Origin of the sequence: Streptomyces sp. RPT161 (assembly GCF_027533845.1) — a bacterium.
Taxonomy (GTDB): Bacteria; Actinomycetota; Actinomycetes; order Streptomycetales; family Streptomycetaceae; genus Streptantibioticus_A; species Streptantibioticus_A silvisoli_A.
On record NZ_JAPZVN010000011.1, the window covers coordinates 64,903 to 80,602 of the forward strand.

17 protein-coding genes are annotated in these 15,700 nt (G+C 70.4%); 5 read left to right on the plus strand and 12 right to left on the minus strand.

Annotated elements, in window-relative coordinates; all coding sequences use genetic code 11:
- Nucleotides 1–171: 171 nt before the first annotated feature.
- Both O5O46_RS21680 and O5O46_RS21685 read right to left on the minus strand, forming a co-directional pair.
- On the minus strand, nucleotides 172–885 hold the full coding sequence (locus O5O46_RS21680) for an HAD family hydrolase (RefSeq protein ID WP_269857182.1): 714 nt from the start codon (nucleotides 883–885) through the stop codon (nucleotides 172–174).
- Nucleotides 863–2,149 (minus strand): MFS transporter, encoded by a 1,287-nt coding sequence (locus O5O46_RS21685; RefSeq protein WP_269857183.1) that lies wholly within the window; start codon nucleotides 2,147–2,149, stop codon nucleotides 863–865. Before O5O46_RS21685 ends, O5O46_RS21680 begins: the two co-directional genes overlap by 23 nt.
- A gap of 70 nt (nucleotides 2,150–2,219) precedes the next feature.
- Between O5O46_RS21685 and O5O46_RS21690 the strand changes: the two genes are divergently transcribed.
- Entirely contained in the window at nucleotides 2,220–3,134 is a 915-nt protein-coding gene (locus tag O5O46_RS21690) for a PfkB family carbohydrate kinase (protein WP_269857184.1), read from the plus strand.
- Nucleotides 3,135–3,140: 6 nt separating this feature from the next.
- Here O5O46_RS21690 and O5O46_RS21695 read toward each other — a convergent pair whose 3' ends face one another.
- The 10 genes from O5O46_RS21695 to O5O46_RS21740 all read right to left on the minus strand — a co-directional run bounded on the left by O5O46_RS21695 (nucleotide 3,141) and on the right by O5O46_RS21740 (nucleotide 12,250).
- Nucleotides 3,141–3,653 (minus strand): NUDIX domain-containing protein, encoded by a 513-nt coding sequence (locus O5O46_RS21695; protein WP_269857185.1) that lies wholly within the window; start codon nucleotides 3,651–3,653, stop codon nucleotides 3,141–3,143.
- A gap of 40 nt (nucleotides 3,654–3,693) precedes the next feature.
- Nucleotides 3,694–4,926, minus strand: coding sequence for a UbiD family decarboxylase (locus O5O46_RS21700; protein WP_269857186.1), 1,233 nt, complete (start codon nucleotides 4,924–4,926; stop codon nucleotides 3,694–3,696).
- Nucleotides 4,923–5,504 (minus strand): phosphoribosyltransferase, encoded by a 582-nt coding sequence (locus tag O5O46_RS21705; RefSeq protein ID WP_269857187.1) that lies wholly within the window; start codon nucleotides 5,502–5,504, stop codon nucleotides 4,923–4,925. Before O5O46_RS21705 ends, O5O46_RS21700 begins: the two co-directional genes overlap by 4 nt.
- Complete coding sequence (gene guaB, locus O5O46_RS21710) at nucleotides 5,501–6,658, minus strand: IMP dehydrogenase (protein ID WP_269857188.1); 1,158 nt, start codon at nucleotides 6,656–6,658, stop codon at nucleotides 5,501–5,503. Before guaB ends, O5O46_RS21705 begins: the two co-directional genes overlap by 4 nt.
- Before the next feature lie 52 nt (nucleotides 6,659–6,710).
- The gene (gene folE / locus O5O46_RS21715) at nucleotides 6,711–7,334 is read right to left on the minus strand and encodes a GTP cyclohydrolase I (protein WP_269857189.1); all 624 of its coding nucleotides are present in this window, start codon (nucleotides 7,332–7,334) and stop codon (nucleotides 6,711–6,713) included.
- Complete coding sequence (locus tag O5O46_RS21720) at nucleotides 7,334–7,963, minus strand: 7-carboxy-7-deazaguanine synthase QueE (RefSeq protein ID WP_333482418.1); 630 nt, start codon at nucleotides 7,961–7,963, stop codon at nucleotides 7,334–7,336. The genes folE and O5O46_RS21720 overlap by 1 nt, the downstream gene beginning before the upstream one ends.
- Nucleotides 7,964–8,100: 137 nt before the next feature.
- A complete protein-coding gene (locus O5O46_RS21725; RefSeq protein WP_269857190.1) occupies nucleotides 8,101–8,478 on the minus strand; it encodes a 6-pyruvoyl trahydropterin synthase family protein in 378 nt (125 codons plus the stop codon).
- 39 nt (nucleotides 8,479–8,517) lie between these two features.
- Nucleotides 8,518–9,735, minus strand: coding sequence for an MFS transporter (locus tag O5O46_RS21730; RefSeq protein ID WP_269857191.1), 1,218 nt, complete (start codon nucleotides 9,733–9,735; stop codon nucleotides 8,518–8,520).
- Between the two features lie 91 nt (nucleotides 9,736–9,826).
- Entirely contained in the window at nucleotides 9,827–10,738 is a 912-nt protein-coding gene (locus O5O46_RS21735; protein WP_269857192.1) for a formyltransferase family protein, read from the minus strand.
- A gap of 30 nt (nucleotides 10,739–10,768) precedes the next feature.
- Nucleotides 10,769–12,250 (minus strand): FAD/NAD(P)-binding protein, encoded by a 1,482-nt coding sequence (locus tag O5O46_RS21740; RefSeq protein WP_269857193.1) that lies wholly within the window; start codon nucleotides 12,248–12,250, stop codon nucleotides 10,769–10,771.
- A 257-nt stretch (nucleotides 12,251–12,507) separates the two neighbouring features.
- Here O5O46_RS21740 and O5O46_RS21745 point away from each other — a divergent pair, with 257 nt between their 5' ends.
- Genes O5O46_RS21745 through O5O46_RS21760 form a run of 4 tightly spaced genes read left to right on the plus strand, consistent with a single transcriptional unit; the run spans nucleotide 12,508 to nucleotide 15,692 of the window.
- A complete protein-coding gene (locus O5O46_RS21745; protein WP_269857194.1) occupies nucleotides 12,508–13,020 on the plus strand; it encodes a hypothetical protein in 513 nt (170 codons plus the stop codon).
- Between the two features lie 32 nt (nucleotides 13,021–13,052).
- Nucleotides 13,053–13,637 (plus strand): hypothetical protein, encoded by a 585-nt coding sequence (locus tag O5O46_RS21750; RefSeq protein ID WP_269857195.1) that lies wholly within the window; start codon nucleotides 13,053–13,055, stop codon nucleotides 13,635–13,637.
- A gap of 8 nt (nucleotides 13,638–13,645) precedes the next feature.
- Nucleotides 13,646–14,869: an MAB_1171c family putative transporter gene (locus tag O5O46_RS21755; protein ID WP_269857196.1), complete on the plus strand. Its 1,224-nt coding sequence runs from the start codon at nucleotides 13,646–13,648 to the stop codon at nucleotides 14,867–14,869.
- Entirely contained in the window at nucleotides 14,859–15,692 is an 834-nt protein-coding gene (locus O5O46_RS21760) for an isocitrate lyase/phosphoenolpyruvate mutase family protein (protein ID WP_269857197.1), read from the plus strand. The genes O5O46_RS21755 and O5O46_RS21760 overlap by 11 nt, the downstream gene beginning before the upstream one ends.
- The last annotated feature ends 8 nt before the right edge of the window (nucleotides 15,693–15,700 follow it).

The window sequence follows — 15,700 nt, forward strand, 5'->3', positions numbered from 1 at the left end:
CCGGTCGCGGGCGTACTCGGGCATTCCACGGGCGTGCTAGAATCCGTGGCCCGGTTGCGCTGCCGCTGCGACGGCAATCACATTCCGCCGCAACGGCCGGCAACCGCAATGGCGCGGCAGGGCGGTGAGGAACTCACCGCGCTCCGCGACGTCCCGGAGCCGCCAGAACGCCTACGCGTTGTTCCACGCGTCGATCAGCTCCGGCAGTTCCTGGAGGGAAACCACCGTCGCGTCCGGTTCCGCCGTGCCGGAGCCGAGTTCCTCCTCGGGGATGACGCTGTGCGGCACCCAGATCGCCGGCATCCCGGCCTCCCGCGCGCCGTAGATGTCCTCGAACAGACGGTCCCCGACGAACGCGCACAGCGCGGGGTCGCTGATGCCCATCGCGGAGGTCATGTTCGCGAAGATCCGCGGATGCGGCTTGGTCCACGGCACCTCGCTGGAGTACACGGCGGCGTCGATGAGTTCGAGCGCACCGTCCCGTTCGAAGATCTCCCGGTGCCAGTCCGCGGGCCACAGCGTGTTGGACAGTACGCCGATGGTCAACCCGCGCTCCCGCAGCGCCCGCAACACCCGTACCCCCGCCGGGTCGAGAAAGGTGTGCTCCTCCCACGCCAGCCGGTAGGCGTCGAGCACCTCGGGGCCGCTGGCGACTCCCGCCGCCTGGAAGACCTGGTCGAGCGTGGCCGAGACATGCTCCTCGCGGCAACGCGTCAGCAACTCCCGCTCGGCGCACAGCAGCCGGTCCGCGATCGCCGGTGCGTCGTCGCCGTCGATGACCCGTGCCACCTGGAGCCAGGTGTCGGGTACGTCGATGGTGTGCCAGGGGGTCAGTGTGCCCGCCCAGTCGAAGGCGATGCCTTCAATTCGCTTGCTGTTCCTCATGGTTGCCATCCTCGCCAGAACCGCCGCGCACCGCGTAGCGAATTAGACCGACGCCGCTCGCGCAGCCCACGAGCAGCACCGCGCCCACCGCCCACCAGCCTCCCGCCACCCCGACCGCCAGTCCGACCAGCGGCGGTCCGGCGAGCGAACCGGCACTGCCCAGCTGTGCGACCAGCCCGTTGGCGGTGCCGATGTCCGAGGCGGCTTCCACCACCAGCGGGAGGGCCGCGAACACCGCGGCGACCACCAGCTCGTTGCTTACCGCGATCACGGCGGCCCCCACGGCGGCGGTCCCGACACCGCCCACTCCGGCGAACGCCACGAACGCGCCGAGCGGCATCAGCAGGCCCGCGAAGAACACCGTGGCGATGTTCGCGCCCCGGCGCAGCAGCCAACCCGACGCGAACCCGCCCGCCACGCCGACGAACGACACCGCACCCGTCAAGGTCCCCGCCTGGGCCACCGGCAACCCGAGCCGCTCGTGCAGATAGGTGGGGAACATCGCGACGAAGGAGACGATCGCCCCGCTGATCGTCGCGAACCCGAGCGCCAACGCGGTGGGCCGCAGCAACCTGCGCAACCCGCCGCCGGTTCGCCCTTCCGGGCCGGGTCCGGCCACGCCCGATCCCGCGTCGCGCAGCAGCACCGCGCCCGCCACGGCCACGGCGAGGGTGGCGCCCGCCGCGATGGTCAGCCAGGCCCGCCAGCCGTACCACGAGGACAGCGCTCCGCCCGCGAACGAACCCAGTGCCAGCCCGACCGGCATGAAGGTGCCCCAGACCGCCAGCGCCGTGGTCGTCCGGCGCGCCGAACCGCCGAGGCCCATCAGCAGAACCGGCGCGGCGATGACCACCACGACATATCCCAGGCTCTCCGCCAACCGCGCCGCGATAAGCATCGGAAAACCCTGTGAGCGCGCTCCGAGAACCCCGCAGACCGCCATTCCCAGCAGTCCGCACACCAGCACCCGCCGCGGTTTCAACGGCCGTAGCAGAAAGCTGACCAACAACCCCAGAACCGCCGCCACGGAGGTCACCGACGAGGCCACCAGGCCGATCTGCCCCAGGGAAAGCCGTAGATCCGATCGCAACGCCACGGAAATTGGCGCGATCTTTCCGATGCCTATGGCAGCCATCACCCCGGAGAGGTAGATTGGGGTGAACTTCCGCCAATAGGCTCGCCCGGAGCCGTCCAGCGGTTCCGCATTGTCGCTGTGCTGGACGCCGTCGCCCTGGATGGCCGTACTCTCGCCTTCTCTTCGCACGGTGGCCAATTCCTCCTGATGCGTGGTCCGTTGGGAACGTGCGGTGTGGATCCTGGGGGGATTTACCGGCATGGTGACAACGCACCCAGCCATTGTGGTCATCGGTTCTCTGGCCGTTGACCGAAAGTCCTTCGCCAGCGGTACGTACCGCTGCGGCAGCGGTTCCGGCGGCAGCGGAACGGTTTGGGGCAGGGAACGGCACCACGGCGGAGTGGGCCGTAATGCGGCGGTCAATCTGGCCCGCCTCGGCTGTCGGGTCAGCTTTTGCGGACTGACCGGACCCGGTGCCGACGCGGCGGCGCTGGAAGCGGAACTCACCGAACTCGGGGTGTTATTGCTGCTGCGGCGGATCGCCAACGGTGTGGGACGGTTCGAGGTGTTCCTTGGGCCGGGGGGTGCTCTGCTGTCCTCCGGTATTCGGCTGCCCGACCCCGCGGAGACCCGGCACCTGTGCGACCCGGCGCTGGCCGAGCGGATCGCCGGGGCCGACGCGGTGGTGGTGGAGGGCGGGCTCGATCCGAGGCTGCTGCGCTGGGTGTCCGGGCAGGCCCGGCGGCACGGGGCCACGGTGTGCTGCCTGCCCACCCGCTTGCGGGACCTGGGTGCGCGGAGGGAGTTGCTGCCCGCCTTCGACGTGCTGGTGCTCAACGAGGCGGAGGCGACCGCCATCCTGGGCGCACCGCGCCCTGACGCGACGGAACTCGCCGCCGCGCTGACGGATCTGGGCCCCGGCACCGTGGTGGTCACTCGCGGGGCGCGCGGCGCCGTACTGGTCGGGCCCGAGGTGGTACGGCTGCCCGCCCAGCCGGGGCCGTGCGTCGACGACACCGGTGCCGGGGACGCGCTCGCCTCCGCGTTCATCGCCGCCGCGGTGCGCGGCCAGAACCCCGTCGACGCGCTGCGCGAGGGGCTGCGCGCGGCTCGGGTGACCATCAACTGCCGGAACACCACGTGCCGTTCCCTCTCCCCGGCCGCCGTGCGGTAGCCACGTTCAGCCGCGGTCGGCGGCGCACCGTACGGTGCCGTGCACCCGGTGCGCCGCCATGGTGATGCCGTCCGCCGCGAGCGCCTTGGCGATCACCTTTTCGTCGAAGCCTGCCAGCCCGGCATCGGTGAGGATCTGCAGATCCGTGGAATGCAGCGGTAGTTCACCGATGCGGGCCTGGCGGATACCGCCCACGTTGTGTCCGGTGAAACCGCCGGGCAGTGCGTAGGCCCGATCGGCGAGAAACCCGAACATCAGCAGATGGTAGGAACCCTGCGCCCACCGTCCCGTGAACTCGTACACCGCGAACAGGGAACATGAGTCCACCACGCATCCGGTTTCCTCTGCCGCCTCCCGGCGCGCCGCCGCCTCCGCAGCCTCACCCGGCTCGATTCCCCCACCGGGTAGCAGCCAGTTCCCCGCATACGGCCCCTTGATCTGCCGGACGAAGGTCACCGTGCCCCCCGGTCCCGGCAGTACCAGCAATGCGGCGGGCAGCACCCGGTCAAAACGGTTCATGGCAGCGTGAGTTCCTCACTCGTGGCATGACGGGGACGGATCAGTACTCGACGGGCCGTCCCACCGGAGGGATGACAAGAGCGAGTCCGACGCGCTCTCCCTCCACTTTTCCCTTGCGGTAGTACGGTTCGGTCAGCGTGTCGAAGCCGTATGTCGCCAGTGCCTGGCCGACGTTCGACAGATCGGGGCCGCAGATGATGACTTTCGACCGCACATCGAACTTCATCGCCTCCCGTACCAACTCCCGGCTCGGCTCGTCCGATTCGATCAGCGCCACGAACTCGCCGCGGGCCCTGAGCGAATAGCGTACTGACCGCACCGAGTACCCATGGCCGGTCAGATACGCGTACATCAGGTACTCGTTCTGGAAGCTCATCAGCGTGAGCCCGGATTCCCCGCCCGCCACGATCGACGGGAACGGCGCGCCCGGCACCGCGCTGACCCCGGTGACCCTCAGCACCGAACTGCGCCGCGCCTCCGCGTAGTACCCCTTGAACTCGCCGAACGGCCCCTCCACCTCGTCCCGGTCCAGCACCAGACCGCTGATGACATGCGTGGCGTCATCCGGTACCGGCGGTGAACCGCCCACTCCCAGCGGCCGGTCGGCCAGCCGGGAGGCGATCTGGTAGTCGTCCCCGTCGGCGGGCAGCCGCGACGCGGCCACCACCGTGAAGCACGGGTCCGCGCCGAGGAAGACGGAGATCGGCATGGGCTGCCCGGTGGCGTGCCACGCCTGGAGGTTGCGATGGCCGTCGGTGCGCGGATCGAGGAAGATCCGCGCCTCGTCGGAGCCGACCACCTGGATGCGGTAGAAGCCCAGGTTGGCCCCGCTGCCGTCGGGACGGGTGGTCACCCCGACCCCCGCGGTGATGTACGGGCCGGCGTCACCCGGCCGGTGCTGCAGCACCGGCAAGGCTTCCAGCCCGCCCACCTCCTGGCGGCGCACCGCACCCGGCCTTACCGGGTGCGGTGCGGCGGCGAGCCTTGCCGCCATCAGCGGCAGCCGGGCCTGCTCGGTGGTGCCCAGCGCGGCGAGCAGCACCGCCCGCGGATAGGGGTGCCCCAGCACCCGGGTGCCCGGCCGCTCGGTGATCCTGGTGAACACCGTCGTCGGCCGACTGCCGCGTTCCCGCTCCAACTCGGCGAGCGTACGGGCCACTTCGATCCGGCTGCTGAGCGGCTGGTCGTACACGTACAGCGGTACCGCGTCGTAGCACGCGGGCAGTCCGACCTCGGCCGCGCCGGCCACCGGCACCAGTCGCCCCACCGTCATGACGGCCCCTGGGCGGCGAACGGGCGGCAGTCGGCCGTGTCCTGCCAACCGGCCTCCCAGGGGAAGACGATCCAGTCGTCGATCACCGCCGGGCAGTAGTCGGGCAGGTACTGCGACTGGTGGTTGCGCACCACGGCGGCCAGCCGCACCCCGTCGTCCGCCACTCCGGCGGACCGCAGATGCTCCCGTACCGCCTCCGCGGTGGCCCCGGTGCCGACGATGTCGTCCACGACCAGCACCCTGTCTCCGGGACCGACGCGCAGCGGGCCGTCGGTGTCGATGACCGGCCGCTGCTTGGCCGCGTACCGCTCGTCACCCCGGGTCCTGCGCACCCGGATGGTGTGCATCACCGGCACGTCCAGTGCGCAGCACAGATACCCCGCGGCGGTGAGCCCGCCGCGGGCCACCGCGAGCACCGCGTCCGGCCGGAAGTCGTCCACGCGGACCTGCTCGGCGATCTCGCCGAGCAGCGCGCCGAACGACGCCCAGTCCAGCAGGTACGGCCCCTGCCGGGTCCACATTCCGGAGCCCTCCCCTGGCGCGGCGGGTGCGCCGTCGGTCTGGTCGAGCCGGCTCATTCGCCCACCGCCCGCGCCACATGGTCGATGGCGATCTGCTCGGTACGGCCCTGCGCGTGCGGGCCGTTCTCCGCCCGACCCGCCGCGGTGACCCGGACGAACTCGGCGCGCTCCCGGAACTCCGGTACGGTCCGGGCCCCCGAGTAGCTCATCGCGGACTGCACACCGCCGACGAGCTGCCGAAGCGTGCGACTGAGCGGACCCGAAGCGGCGAAGGTGGCCTCCACGCCCTCCGGCACGTAGTCGTCCACCTCCTCACGGGTCACCGTGCCGCCCTCCGCCCTGCGCAGCGTCAGCTGCATGCCGAGGGAGACGAAGCCGTTGCTGGCCTTGTACCTCTGCCCGTCGCGCTCCACCGCGCTGGCCGCGCTCTCGTCGGCGCCCGCGAGCAGGGTGCCGAGCATGACCGCGTCGGCGCCCGCGGCAAGGGACTTGGCGATGTCACCGGCCTGCCGGATGCCGCCGTCGGCGATGGTCCGCACACCCTGCCGGGCCGCCTCCGCCGCGCAGTCCAGCACCGCGGTCAGCTGCGGCACCCCGGTACCGGCGACCAACCGCGTGGTGCACACCCCGCCGGGGCCGATGCCGACCTTCACCACATCGGCACCGGCGCGGGCCAGATCGCGCACCCCCTGAGCGGTGGCGACGTTCCCCGCCACCAACGGCACCCGGTAGGCGGCGCGCAGTTCGGCCACCGCCTCCATCACCTGGTCGCTGTGGCCGTGCGCCACATCCACCAGCAGCAGATCCGCGCCGTGGTCCACCAACCGCGCGGCGCGCTCCCGCCAGTCGCCGGTGACCCCGACCGCGGCGCCCACCAGGAGCCGTCCGTCGGTGTCCACGGTGGCCTGTTCCTTCTCCTCCGCGGTGGCCGGCCGTGCCGCCTTGACCGCGTCAAGCTGTGCCACCTGCTGGTCCACCGTCTGCATCCGGTGCAGGAAGCCGAGGCCACCGGCGAGCGCCATGGCGATGGCCATCCGATCGCCGGTGCACCACTGGGTGTTGGCGGAGATGACCGGAACCCGCAGTGTCACCCCGGGCAGCAGCTCGCTGGACGTGTCGGCCTGCCGCCGACTGCGCAGCGTGGTGCGCTGCGGTACGAGCAGTACGTCGTCGAAGCTCAGACCGGTTCGCAGCGGTTCTGTGATGCGCATCTGTTCCCCTCCTTCGGCTCCGTCCGGTGGACTCGTCGGTCGTGGCGCCCGCTCATCGGGCGGGCCCGTGCGACGGATCCCCGGTCAGGGCGATCAACTCCGTGCGCAGCGCCGGATCGCGCAGCGCGCCGCGCCACGTCGCGGTGGTCATCGTGGCGGGGGTTCGGATGCCGCGCATCGCCATGCACAGATGCTCGCCGCGGCCGACCACGGCCACGTCGGGTGAGCCGGCCAGCTTCTCGATGTCGTCGGCGATGTCCTGGGTCAGTCGCTCCTGCGACTGCAGCCGGTGGGCGTGCAGATGCGCGATCCGGGCGAACTTGCTGAGTCCCAGCACCCGTTCGCGCGGTAGGTATCCGATCGTCATCCGGCAGGAGAACGGCAGCAGATGGTGCTCGCACAGTGACCAGACCTGTATTCCGGACACCGCCACCAGTTCACCGCTGACGCTGGACTCGAACAGCGTGTCCACCGTTCCCGGCGCGTACTGGGTGAACTCCCGCCACCAGCGGGCGTATCGGGCGGGAGTCTCGCGTAACCCCTCGCGCTCGGGATCCTCTCCGATCTCCACCAGCAGCGCACGGGCCAGGGCCTCCAACGGATCGCCGTGCGCCGGGTCGGCCGGGTCCGCGTTGAAAGCCTCTTCCTCCAGCAGGTCTTCGATTCCGTTGCTCATCAAACCCCCCGCTTGCTTCCCCATAGAGTCACGTGCAGCCTTCCCGAGATGTTCCACTTCCGCGCGATGACGGCGTCGGTCAGTTTGCGCAACCCCTCGTTGATCTCCTCGGGGTGCTGTCCGCGCGGCATGATCCAGATGTTGCGCAGTGCGAACCGTTCGACGAGCGCGTCGACCTCGTCCAGGTCGGACACCTCACCGCAGACGAACTTGAAGGCAGTGCCCGGAACTTGGGCCAGCGAGCGCAGCGCATCGGGCACGACCCGGCGGCGTTCGCTCACCCCCGAGTGCCCGAGCTTCGGCGACACGTTGAACCGCACTCCCGCCGCGACCAGATCGCGGCTCGGAGCCAGGGTGCCGTTGGTCTCGACCTCCACGTCGACGCCGCGCCGCCGCAACTCCCTCACCACCGGCAGCAGCCGCACCTGCTGGCTGAGCGGCTCGCCGCCGGAGACCACCACCATGCCGGTACCGAACGCGAGCAGTCGCGCGGTGACCGTGTCGGTGGCCAGGGTGTGCAGCTCATCGGCCGGGCGGTAGGCGACGCCGGTGTCCGACGTCCCCTTCCAGTCCCAGGTGTAGGGCGTGTCGCACCAGCGACAGGTCAGATTGCAACCGCCCAGCCGCAGGAAGCAGCACGACCTTCCGGTGGACGGCCCTTCGCCCTGAACGGCCCTAGGTAGGGCCGAAGATCTCGTTCACCACGAGTTGCTCCGGTCCCGCCATAACGCACCACCCCCTTCAGTGATCTCACTCGACGGCAGTGTCATCGGGCAACGGCAGGCGCGCGGAATTCCGCCCAGGTCTTGGGGGTCTCCGAGACCCGGACCGCGGTGAGTTCCGGGAACTCCGTCGACCATTTCTCGTGGATCCACATGGCGATGTTCTCCGCCGACGGATTGCGCCCCTCCATCACCTCGTTGAGATGCCGATGGTCCAGCACCTCGTCGACCCACTTCTTGAACGAACCCAGTTCGCCGTAGTCCCTGACGAAGCCGGGACGGGTGAGTTCCTCGGGCCTCGCGGAGAGTTCGAGGACCACGATGTAGTTGTGACCGTGCATCCGTCCGCACGGATGGTCCGGGGCGAGATGGTCCAGCCGGTGGCTCGCGGAGAAGTGGAACTCCTTGCTGATCGATAACATGGTGCACTCCCGTCTGCTGTGGAATGAGGCTCGGAGTGGCTAGTTACGGGCCGCCGTCTTCCGTGCGGCCCCGCGTGACGCCTCCGGTACGGGACGGTTGTCGCGGGTGGTGAACAGGATTGGTGCGGCCAGCAGCAGCGCGGCGACCCCCGCGGTGCCGACGGCGTACCATCCGCCCGCGTCCCACAGTTGGGAACCCAGCAGTGAACCGCTGGCGATTCCCAGGAACCGGAAGGTGAAGTACAGGGTGTTCAGGCGGCTGTGTTTCTCGTCCGCCAGCGTGAAGAGCATGGCCTGGTTCACGACCTGGTTTCCCCAGACCCCTACGTCGAGGAGAATAACGCCGAGTACCAGTAGGGCCAGCCAGTTCTTGCCACCCAGCAGGGCGACCCAGCCGAGCAGCGAAACCGCCAGCAGAATCGTCTGGGTGCGCCTGCCACCGACCCGGTCCGCCATCCTTCCGGCCCGTGGCGAGGCCAGCGCGCTGGCCGCCGCGACCAGCCCGAACAGCCCGGCGATCCCGGGACCGTAACCGTAGGAGTCCTGCAGGACGAAGGCCAGCGTCGTCCAGAACGCGCCGAAGGACACGCCCACCAGCGCCCCCGACACGCACACCCGGCGCACCAGCGTCGACTGGGCGAACGTGTGTGGCAGCGACCGCAGCAACTCGCGGTAGCCGAGCGGGGCGCCGCCCGCCACCCCCCTGGGCAGCGTCAGGAAGAGGATCACCTCCAGGGCGATCATCAACCCCACCGAGCACCCGTAGACCCAGCGCCATCCGACCAGATCGGCCAGCGCCCCCGCATAGGCCCGGGAGGCCAGCAGTCCGACCAGCAGTCCGCCCTGGAGGATGCCGACGATCCGCCCCCTGCCCTCGCCCGGGGCGAGGGCGACGGCCAGCGGGATCACGATCTGCGGCACCGGGGTGAGCACGCCCAGCAGCAGGCTGCAGACGGTCAGTACGGCCAGGTTGGGCGCGAGCGCGGTGGCGGCGAGCGCGACGGTGGCCGCCGCCGAAAGGCCAAGGATGAGCTTCCTGCGGTCCCGGGTGTCGCCGAGCGGCACCAGCAGCAGGATGCCCAGCGCGTAGCCGAACTGGGTGGCGGTGGGCACCGCGCCCATGGCTCCGTCGGACACCCCCAGCGATCTCGCCATCTCGGTGAGCACCGGCTGGTTTATGTAGATGTTCGAGGAGGTGATCGCGCAGGCGAGCGCGAGGGTGACCGTCAGGGCACGGCCGAGACCGCTGCCTTTCATGAAGCTCCCGGTACTTGTCGACTGCTGGAAGGGCCTTTCCCCGGCGAGTTGCCGCCGGGGCGATGCCTTGTACGGAAAGGGATTCGGGGAATCAGACCGCTAGGCGGTCCGCGTCGGTCGCGGCGGCGGTGAGAACTTTGCGGATGTCATCGGCGTGCACCCCCTCGGAGCCGCCGAAGGACCGGCTCAGAATGTCGACGACGGCGTCCGCGCGGTACAGCTCTATGCCTTTCTGCCGGGTCTGCCGCAGTTCCTCCGGCGTCAGATGCGTGTAGTAGCGGGCCGCGTTCTCGTTCTGCGGTACGGAGGGCACGGGCATACCGGACTTCACCTGGCTGACCGCCTCATGTACGAGGGCCGCGCCGAGCCGGTGGTGACCCAGCATGTTCTCCAGTACCGAACGGTCGTACAACAGCGGTTGTACCGCGCCGGAGACGATGTCACCCGCGTCCCACGCGGTGTTGATGTGGTGCAGGGTGAATCCGGAGTACTCCTCGTTGTTCGCCATCGCCCTGGCGTAGGTGAGGACCCCTCGATAACCCGGCAGCACACCCGGATGAAGATTCAGCAGGCACGAGGTGTCCGAGGCCGTCGCGAAGTGTCCGATGATCCCCTCGCCGAACTTCTGGTAGCAGCGCACCGAGAACCCCACGGTGATTCCCCGTCGACGCAACTCGGCAATGGTCTCAGCGGAGTTGACGCTCCCCAGCCGGTCCACCCGTACCACGTCCGGATAACGCCGGGCCAGCCCCTCGGGTGAGAGGTATTCGCCCCCGGTGGCGTCCGCGGCGTCGAGGAGGGGATAGAGCACCGAATTGCTCAGCTCGTGCTCGACGAAGAACAGTCTGCGGCGGTCCGGTGGCGCTTCGCTGTTGGCCTTCTGGTAGGTGTAGAAGAGGTGGATCCGCACGTCCGCCTCCCGGGAGAGCGAGCGCACGGCCGCGTTGACGACCATGTGGGAGGTGATGTCGCTTCCCACGAAGAAGGCTGTCTCCAGCGCCATCCGTCCGGGACCTTTCTCTGGTACGTGTGATCACAGGTCGCGCAGCAGTGACGCCGCGGTGGCCGACGCGTTCGCCAGCAGGGTCTCTATCGAGTTGGTGTAGAAGTGCACTCCCCGGGTGAGCGGACCGACGAAGTACAGCGGCGCCCGCGCCACGCCGTCGGCGGCGATCGCCCGGCCGGTGCCGAACTGCACGTCGACACCGCCGTGCCGGTGCGGTCGCAGATGCCCGGCGCGCACCAGGTTGCGCAGCAGCGGATCGTCCAGCTGTGTGATGTCGGGCGACGCTCCGGTGGCGTTGATGACGTACGCGGCGGACAGTTCGCCGTGGCGTTCGTCCGTGCCGCAGCTGACCCGGAAGCCGCCGCGCCCACCATCCGGCCGGGAGACGGAACGGAAGCCGGTGTGCACCTGGAGCCGTCCGTCCGCGGCCAGCCGTTGGATCCTGCGGGCGTTGGGCAGTGGCATGCTGTGCCGGTACATCGCCCACAGCGATGCGTACCGGGCGAGGAAGGTGTCCTTGGCCGTGGTATCGAGCCGGTGCCACAGGTAGGGCGCCAGGTGGCCGGTGGCGTCGAGCGCCGGATACCAGCGGTTGCGCCCCTCGGCGGCCTGCGCGATGTCCGCCGAGAGCGCGTCCGCCAGCGGGAGTTGGGGAGCGGCCAGCAGTCCCGGAACGTTCAGCGGGGCTCCCGTGGCGTGTTCGATCTCGCGCCGGTAGAGGTCGAACACCTCGGCCAGGGCCAGCGGGCGGGCGCCGCCCTTGGCCATCCGGTCGATGGCTTCCCGGGTGACGAAGCGCGACGGCGCCGGGGTGGTCGGGCCGCCCTGCACCTTCGGCAGGGATCGAACCCGGGAGACGCAGTGCACCCGGCCCCGATGGCCCAGGGCGTCCAGCAGCAGAACGGCGTCCACCGCCGTCAGGCTGGACCCCAGCACGACGACCGGGGCGTGCTCCGGTATTCGCTCGAAGGCGTCGTAGTGCCACGCCGATGGTAAGTAGCCGTCGTGCCCGGTCAGTTGGGGGAAGCGGTTTCCGGGGATGTCGCCGGAGCACAGCACCGCCGCGTCACAGGCGAGGGTGCGGTCTCCGCACTGCAGCAGTGCCTTGCCGTCGCCCGGCAGGCAGTCGGTGACCTCCAACGGCAGGAACTCCACGGCCACCCCGTGCCGTTCGGCCCGGTCCGCTGCGCGGGCCAGCCGCTCCGTGAGGTACCGCCCGTACAGGCGGCGCGGGACGTACGCGTCCCGCTGGGTTCGCCGACCGCCGCCCTCGTCCCGGGCGGCCAGCCAGTCGCAGAAGTCGTCGGGGCGGCCGTCGATGACGCTCATCGTAGCGGCGCGCATGTTGAGGATGTGGCAGTCGTACGGGGTGCCGTACGCGGGGCCGCTGGTGAACCTGCCGCTTTTGTCGAAGAGTTGGATGCGTAAGCCATCCCCCAGATCCTGGGCCAGAGCCTGCTCGATGAGCTGGACCACGGTGAGGATGCCGCTGGCTCCGGCGCCGACCACCGCGACCGTTCTGGTCCGCCGATGGCTGTCAGGGATGGCGCCGTCTAACTCGGGTCGTATCCGATCGGAATTCACGCGAGCCGTACTCCCTCCATGACGACGGCATCCGCTATAGCGGATGCCGTCGTCATGGAGCATACGCTGACGATGGGACGGCCTGTCAACGTGGGCTGATGAACTTCCCTGCCCACGGGTAGGATTGACCCACCACAGCGGATGGCGGGGCCGGTACTGGGCCTGCGGTGAGGACGGCCCCCATGACCCACGACGAGCCGCCGGCGAGATCCGGCGGCACACCGGACAAGGCCGTACGCCCGCTACTGCGCAAGTTCGACCAGCGGCTCAACGAACTGATCGCCGCCCTCTACCCCGACGAACGCAAGCGCCCCGGATACGCCCGGCTCGCCGCCGAGATACGGCAGACCACCGGCGGCGCCATATCCGGTACGTATCTGTGGGAACTGGCCACCGGCAAGAAGCGCAACGTCACGCTCGAACAGCTCGATGTGCTGGCCGAGTTCTTCGGCGTACCACCCGAGTACTTCCTGAACGAGGAAGTGGCCGCCCGCGTCAACTCCCAGCTGAAGCTGGCCACCGCGCTGCGCGACGCCCGGGTGCGCAACCTCGCGCTGCGCGCCGACGGGCTGTCCATGGAGAGCCTGGACGCGCTGCTCGCCATGGTGAACGAAGCCCGCAAGCTGCAACGGCTCGCCCCGATCGAAGACACCGGAAACGACGCCGGAAACACGGCCCCGGCCACCGACGTCTGACCGGCCGGACAGCTACGACCGGGAGAGGCGACATGCCGTACACGGGGAAGTCCACCGACCGCACGCCTTTGGAAAGGCACCGGGAGCGCGAGCGCGAACGGGAGTTATGCCGCAGATGCCGGACCGTACTGGACGGGATCCGGCTGCCCAGGCCGTTCTCCGTGGCGGCGCTGTGCCGCCAACTGTCCGAGCGGCGCGGCCGTCCACTGCATCTGCACATGCTGCCCGCCGAGATGGCCACGGCCGGTGCCTGCGGACTGTGGCTGGCCACCGAGACCGACGACCACATCTTCTTCGAACGCCGCACCACACGCCCGCACCAGGACCACATCATCCTGCACGAGATAGCGCATCTGCTCTTCGACCACCACTCGGCGGGCGCGCGGGACGGCGGAGCGCTGGGCGGCCTGCTGCCCGACCTGGACCTGCGACTGGTACGTCGGCTGCTCGCCCGCACCAGCTACACCACCGACCAGGAGCGGGAGGCCGAGATGCTGGCCAGCCTCATCCGCACCGAGGCCGACCGGCTGGCCGCGCCCGCGGCCAGCGGAGTGCTCGGGGGGCTGGAGGCCGCGCTCGGTGTGGACGGCACCGGCGAGATCCCGGCAGCGGGTTGACGGCGCGCATGTCAGCCGCCCTGACCCGGCTCACCGACGCCGGAACGCTGCTGGAGAACGTCGGCGTGGTCTGCATGGTGGCGGCCGTGCTGCTGCGCGCCCCGGCCGCCCTCCGGTCGCCGCCGCAGCGCGGCATCTGGCTGGCGGTGGCGGCCGCCGCCGCGGCCATGGCGCTCAACCGAGGCATCGTCTGCCGCTTCGTCAACCACGCCTTCGGCCAGCCGCACCTCACCGCGGCGGTGACCAGTCTGTGCGGGGTGCTGTCCTCCGCGGCGGTACTGGACTTCGTCATCGCGACCACCGGCAACCGCCAACGCAGAGCCGGAGGACGCCTCGCCGCCGCGGCGGTGATGGCCGCGATGGTGCTGCTCGACCTCACGGCGCCGTGGAACGCCCAGCACACCGTGCTCGACGTGTCCTCCCCGCAACCCTCACTGGCCTACTGGCTGATCGTCATCGGTGCCCACCTCACCGCCAACGCCGCCTGCGTCCGGGTGTGCTGGCGCTACGGCCGCTACGGGCCCAACCGGGCGTTACGGATCGGACTGGCCCTCTTCGGGCTCGGCACCGCGTTCGCCGGGACGTACTGGCTGCTCTACCTGCTGTACATACCGCTGCGGGCGAACTGGATCCCGGCGCTGCTGCCGCTGCTGATGGGGCTGCACAGCCTGCTGCGCACGGCCGCCCTCACCCTGCCCCTGCTGGCCAACCTCCGGCGCACCGCCGCCGAGTTGCGCACCCTGCACCAACTGTGGCCGCTGTGGCGGGACCTGGTGGACGCGGTGCCGCAGGTGGCGCTGGCCGATCCACGGCCCCGACTGCTGGAGATGCTCCAGCCGCGCGGCGCTTGGAACTACCTGGTCTACCGCAAGGTGATGGAGATCCGCGACGCCATCCTCGTGCTGCGTGACTACGCACCGCCGGCGCCCGCCACGTCGCGAACCGCTGATCCGGTGGCCCTGGCCGCGCTGCTGCGGCAGGCCCGTGGCGCAAAGCTCGGCGGGCGTCCACCGCGTGCCTCGGCCGGCACCGTCGCCGAGATGGGCGGCCACGACCTGGCCACCGAGACCCGGTTCCTGGTCGAGGTGGCACGCGCCTACGCCGCCACGGCCGCGAATGGCGCAGTTCCCCGGCCGCCGATTGGATCTTCTCCCCGCACTGCCTCCGGCGTACCGTCGCGACTGAACACCACCCCGCACGGACCCGACAACGAGGAGAATCATGGCTGTTGACGCCCGCACCACGGAGAAGGCCCGGCGCTTCCGGGCGTTGACGCAGGAGTCGGTGCTGGTGCTGCCCAACGCCTGGGATGCCGGAAGCGCCGCGGTGATCGCCGCCGCGGGCGCCCGGGCGATCGCCACCACCAGCGCCGGGATGGCCTGGTCGCTGGGGCGCGGCGACGGCCAGGCGATGAGCCGGGAGCAGATGGCCGAGGCCGCCGCCAGGATCGTGGCGGCCGTCGACCTGCCGGTGACCGTGGACGCCGAGGCGGGCTACGGCCCGACGGAGGAGGACGCCGCCGACACCGCCACGGCGGTGGTCGCGGCCGGTGCCATCGGCCTCAACCTGGAGGACTCCACGGCGGTGCGCGGACCGCTGTTCACCGTGGAGCGGCAGGCCGCCCGCATCCGTGCGGTCCGGGCGGCGGCGGCCGAGGCCGGACTGCCCGAGCTGGTGGTCAACGCCCGTACGGATGTGTACCTTTCCCAGGTCGGTGAGGCCGAGGGGCGGCTGGGGGAGACGCTGGACCGGGCGGCCGCCTACGCGGAGGCGGGCGCCGACAGCCTCTTCGTGCCCGCCCTGCTCGACCTGGAGACGCTGGGCAAGCTGGCCGACGCCTCCCCGCTGCCGCTCAACGTGCTGGCCATGCCCGGCGGCCCCGGCGTCGCCGAGCTGACGCGGGCGGGGGTGCGCAGGATCAGCCTTGGCGCGGGGGTGGCCCGGGCCGCGTACTCGGCGGCCCGTGAGGCCGCTCTTGAGTTGCTGAACGAAGGGACGTACCAGGCGGTCGAGGGCGCGGTCGAGTCCTCCTACCTCAACGGCCTGTTCGGGTAGCAGCGGTT

Excerpts from the sequence above, each read along its gene's own strand:
- guaB (WP_269857188.1), bottom strand. The coding sequence starts at position 6,658 with ATGCGCATCACAGAACCGCTGCGAACCGGTCTGAGCTTCGACGACGTA.
- O5O46_RS21705 (WP_269857187.1), bottom strand. The coding sequence starts at position 5,504 with ATGAGCCGGCTCGACCAGACCGACGGCGCACCCGCCGCGCCAGGGGAG.
- O5O46_RS21725 (WP_269857190.1), bottom strand. The coding sequence starts at position 8,478 with ATGTTATCGATCAGCAAGGAGTTCCACTTCTCCGCGAGCCACCGGCTG.
- O5O46_RS21745 (WP_269857194.1), top strand. The coding sequence starts at position 12,508 with ATGACCCACGACGAGCCGCCGGCGAGATCCGGCGGCACACCGGACAAG.
- O5O46_RS21680 (WP_269857182.1), bottom strand. The coding sequence starts at position 885 with ATGAGGAACAGCAAGCGAATTGAAGGCATCGCCTTCGACTGGGCGGGC.
- folE (WP_269857189.1), bottom strand. The coding sequence starts at position 7,334 with ATGAGCAACGGAATCGAAGACCTGCTGGAGGAAGAGGCTTTCAACGCG.
- O5O46_RS21730 (WP_269857191.1), bottom strand. The coding sequence starts at position 9,735 with ATGAAAGGCAGCGGTCTCGGCCGTGCCCTGACGGTCACCCTCGCGCTC.
- O5O46_RS21735 (WP_269857192.1), bottom strand. The coding sequence starts at position 10,738 with ATGGCGCTGGAGACAGCCTTCTTCGTGGGAAGCGACATCACCTCCCAC.
- O5O46_RS21690 (WP_269857184.1), top strand. The coding sequence starts at position 2,220 with ATGGTGACAACGCACCCAGCCATTGTGGTCATCGGTTCTCTGGCCGTT.
- O5O46_RS21760 (WP_269857197.1), top strand. The coding sequence starts at position 14,859 with ATGGCTGTTGACGCCCGCACCACGGAGAAGGCCCGGCGCTTCCGGGCG.
- O5O46_RS21695 (WP_269857185.1), bottom strand. The coding sequence starts at position 3,653 with ATGAACCGTTTTGACCGGGTGCTGCCCGCCGCATTGCTGGTACTGCCG.
- O5O46_RS21700 (WP_269857186.1), bottom strand. The coding sequence starts at position 4,926 with ATGACGGTGGGGCGACTGGTGCCGGTGGCCGGCGCGGCCGAGGTCGGA.
- O5O46_RS21755 (WP_269857196.1), top strand. The coding sequence starts at position 13,646 with ATGTCAGCCGCCCTGACCCGGCTCACCGACGCCGGAACGCTGCTGGAG.
- O5O46_RS21750 (WP_269857195.1), top strand. The coding sequence starts at position 13,053 with ATGCCGTACACGGGGAAGTCCACCGACCGCACGCCTTTGGAAAGGCAC.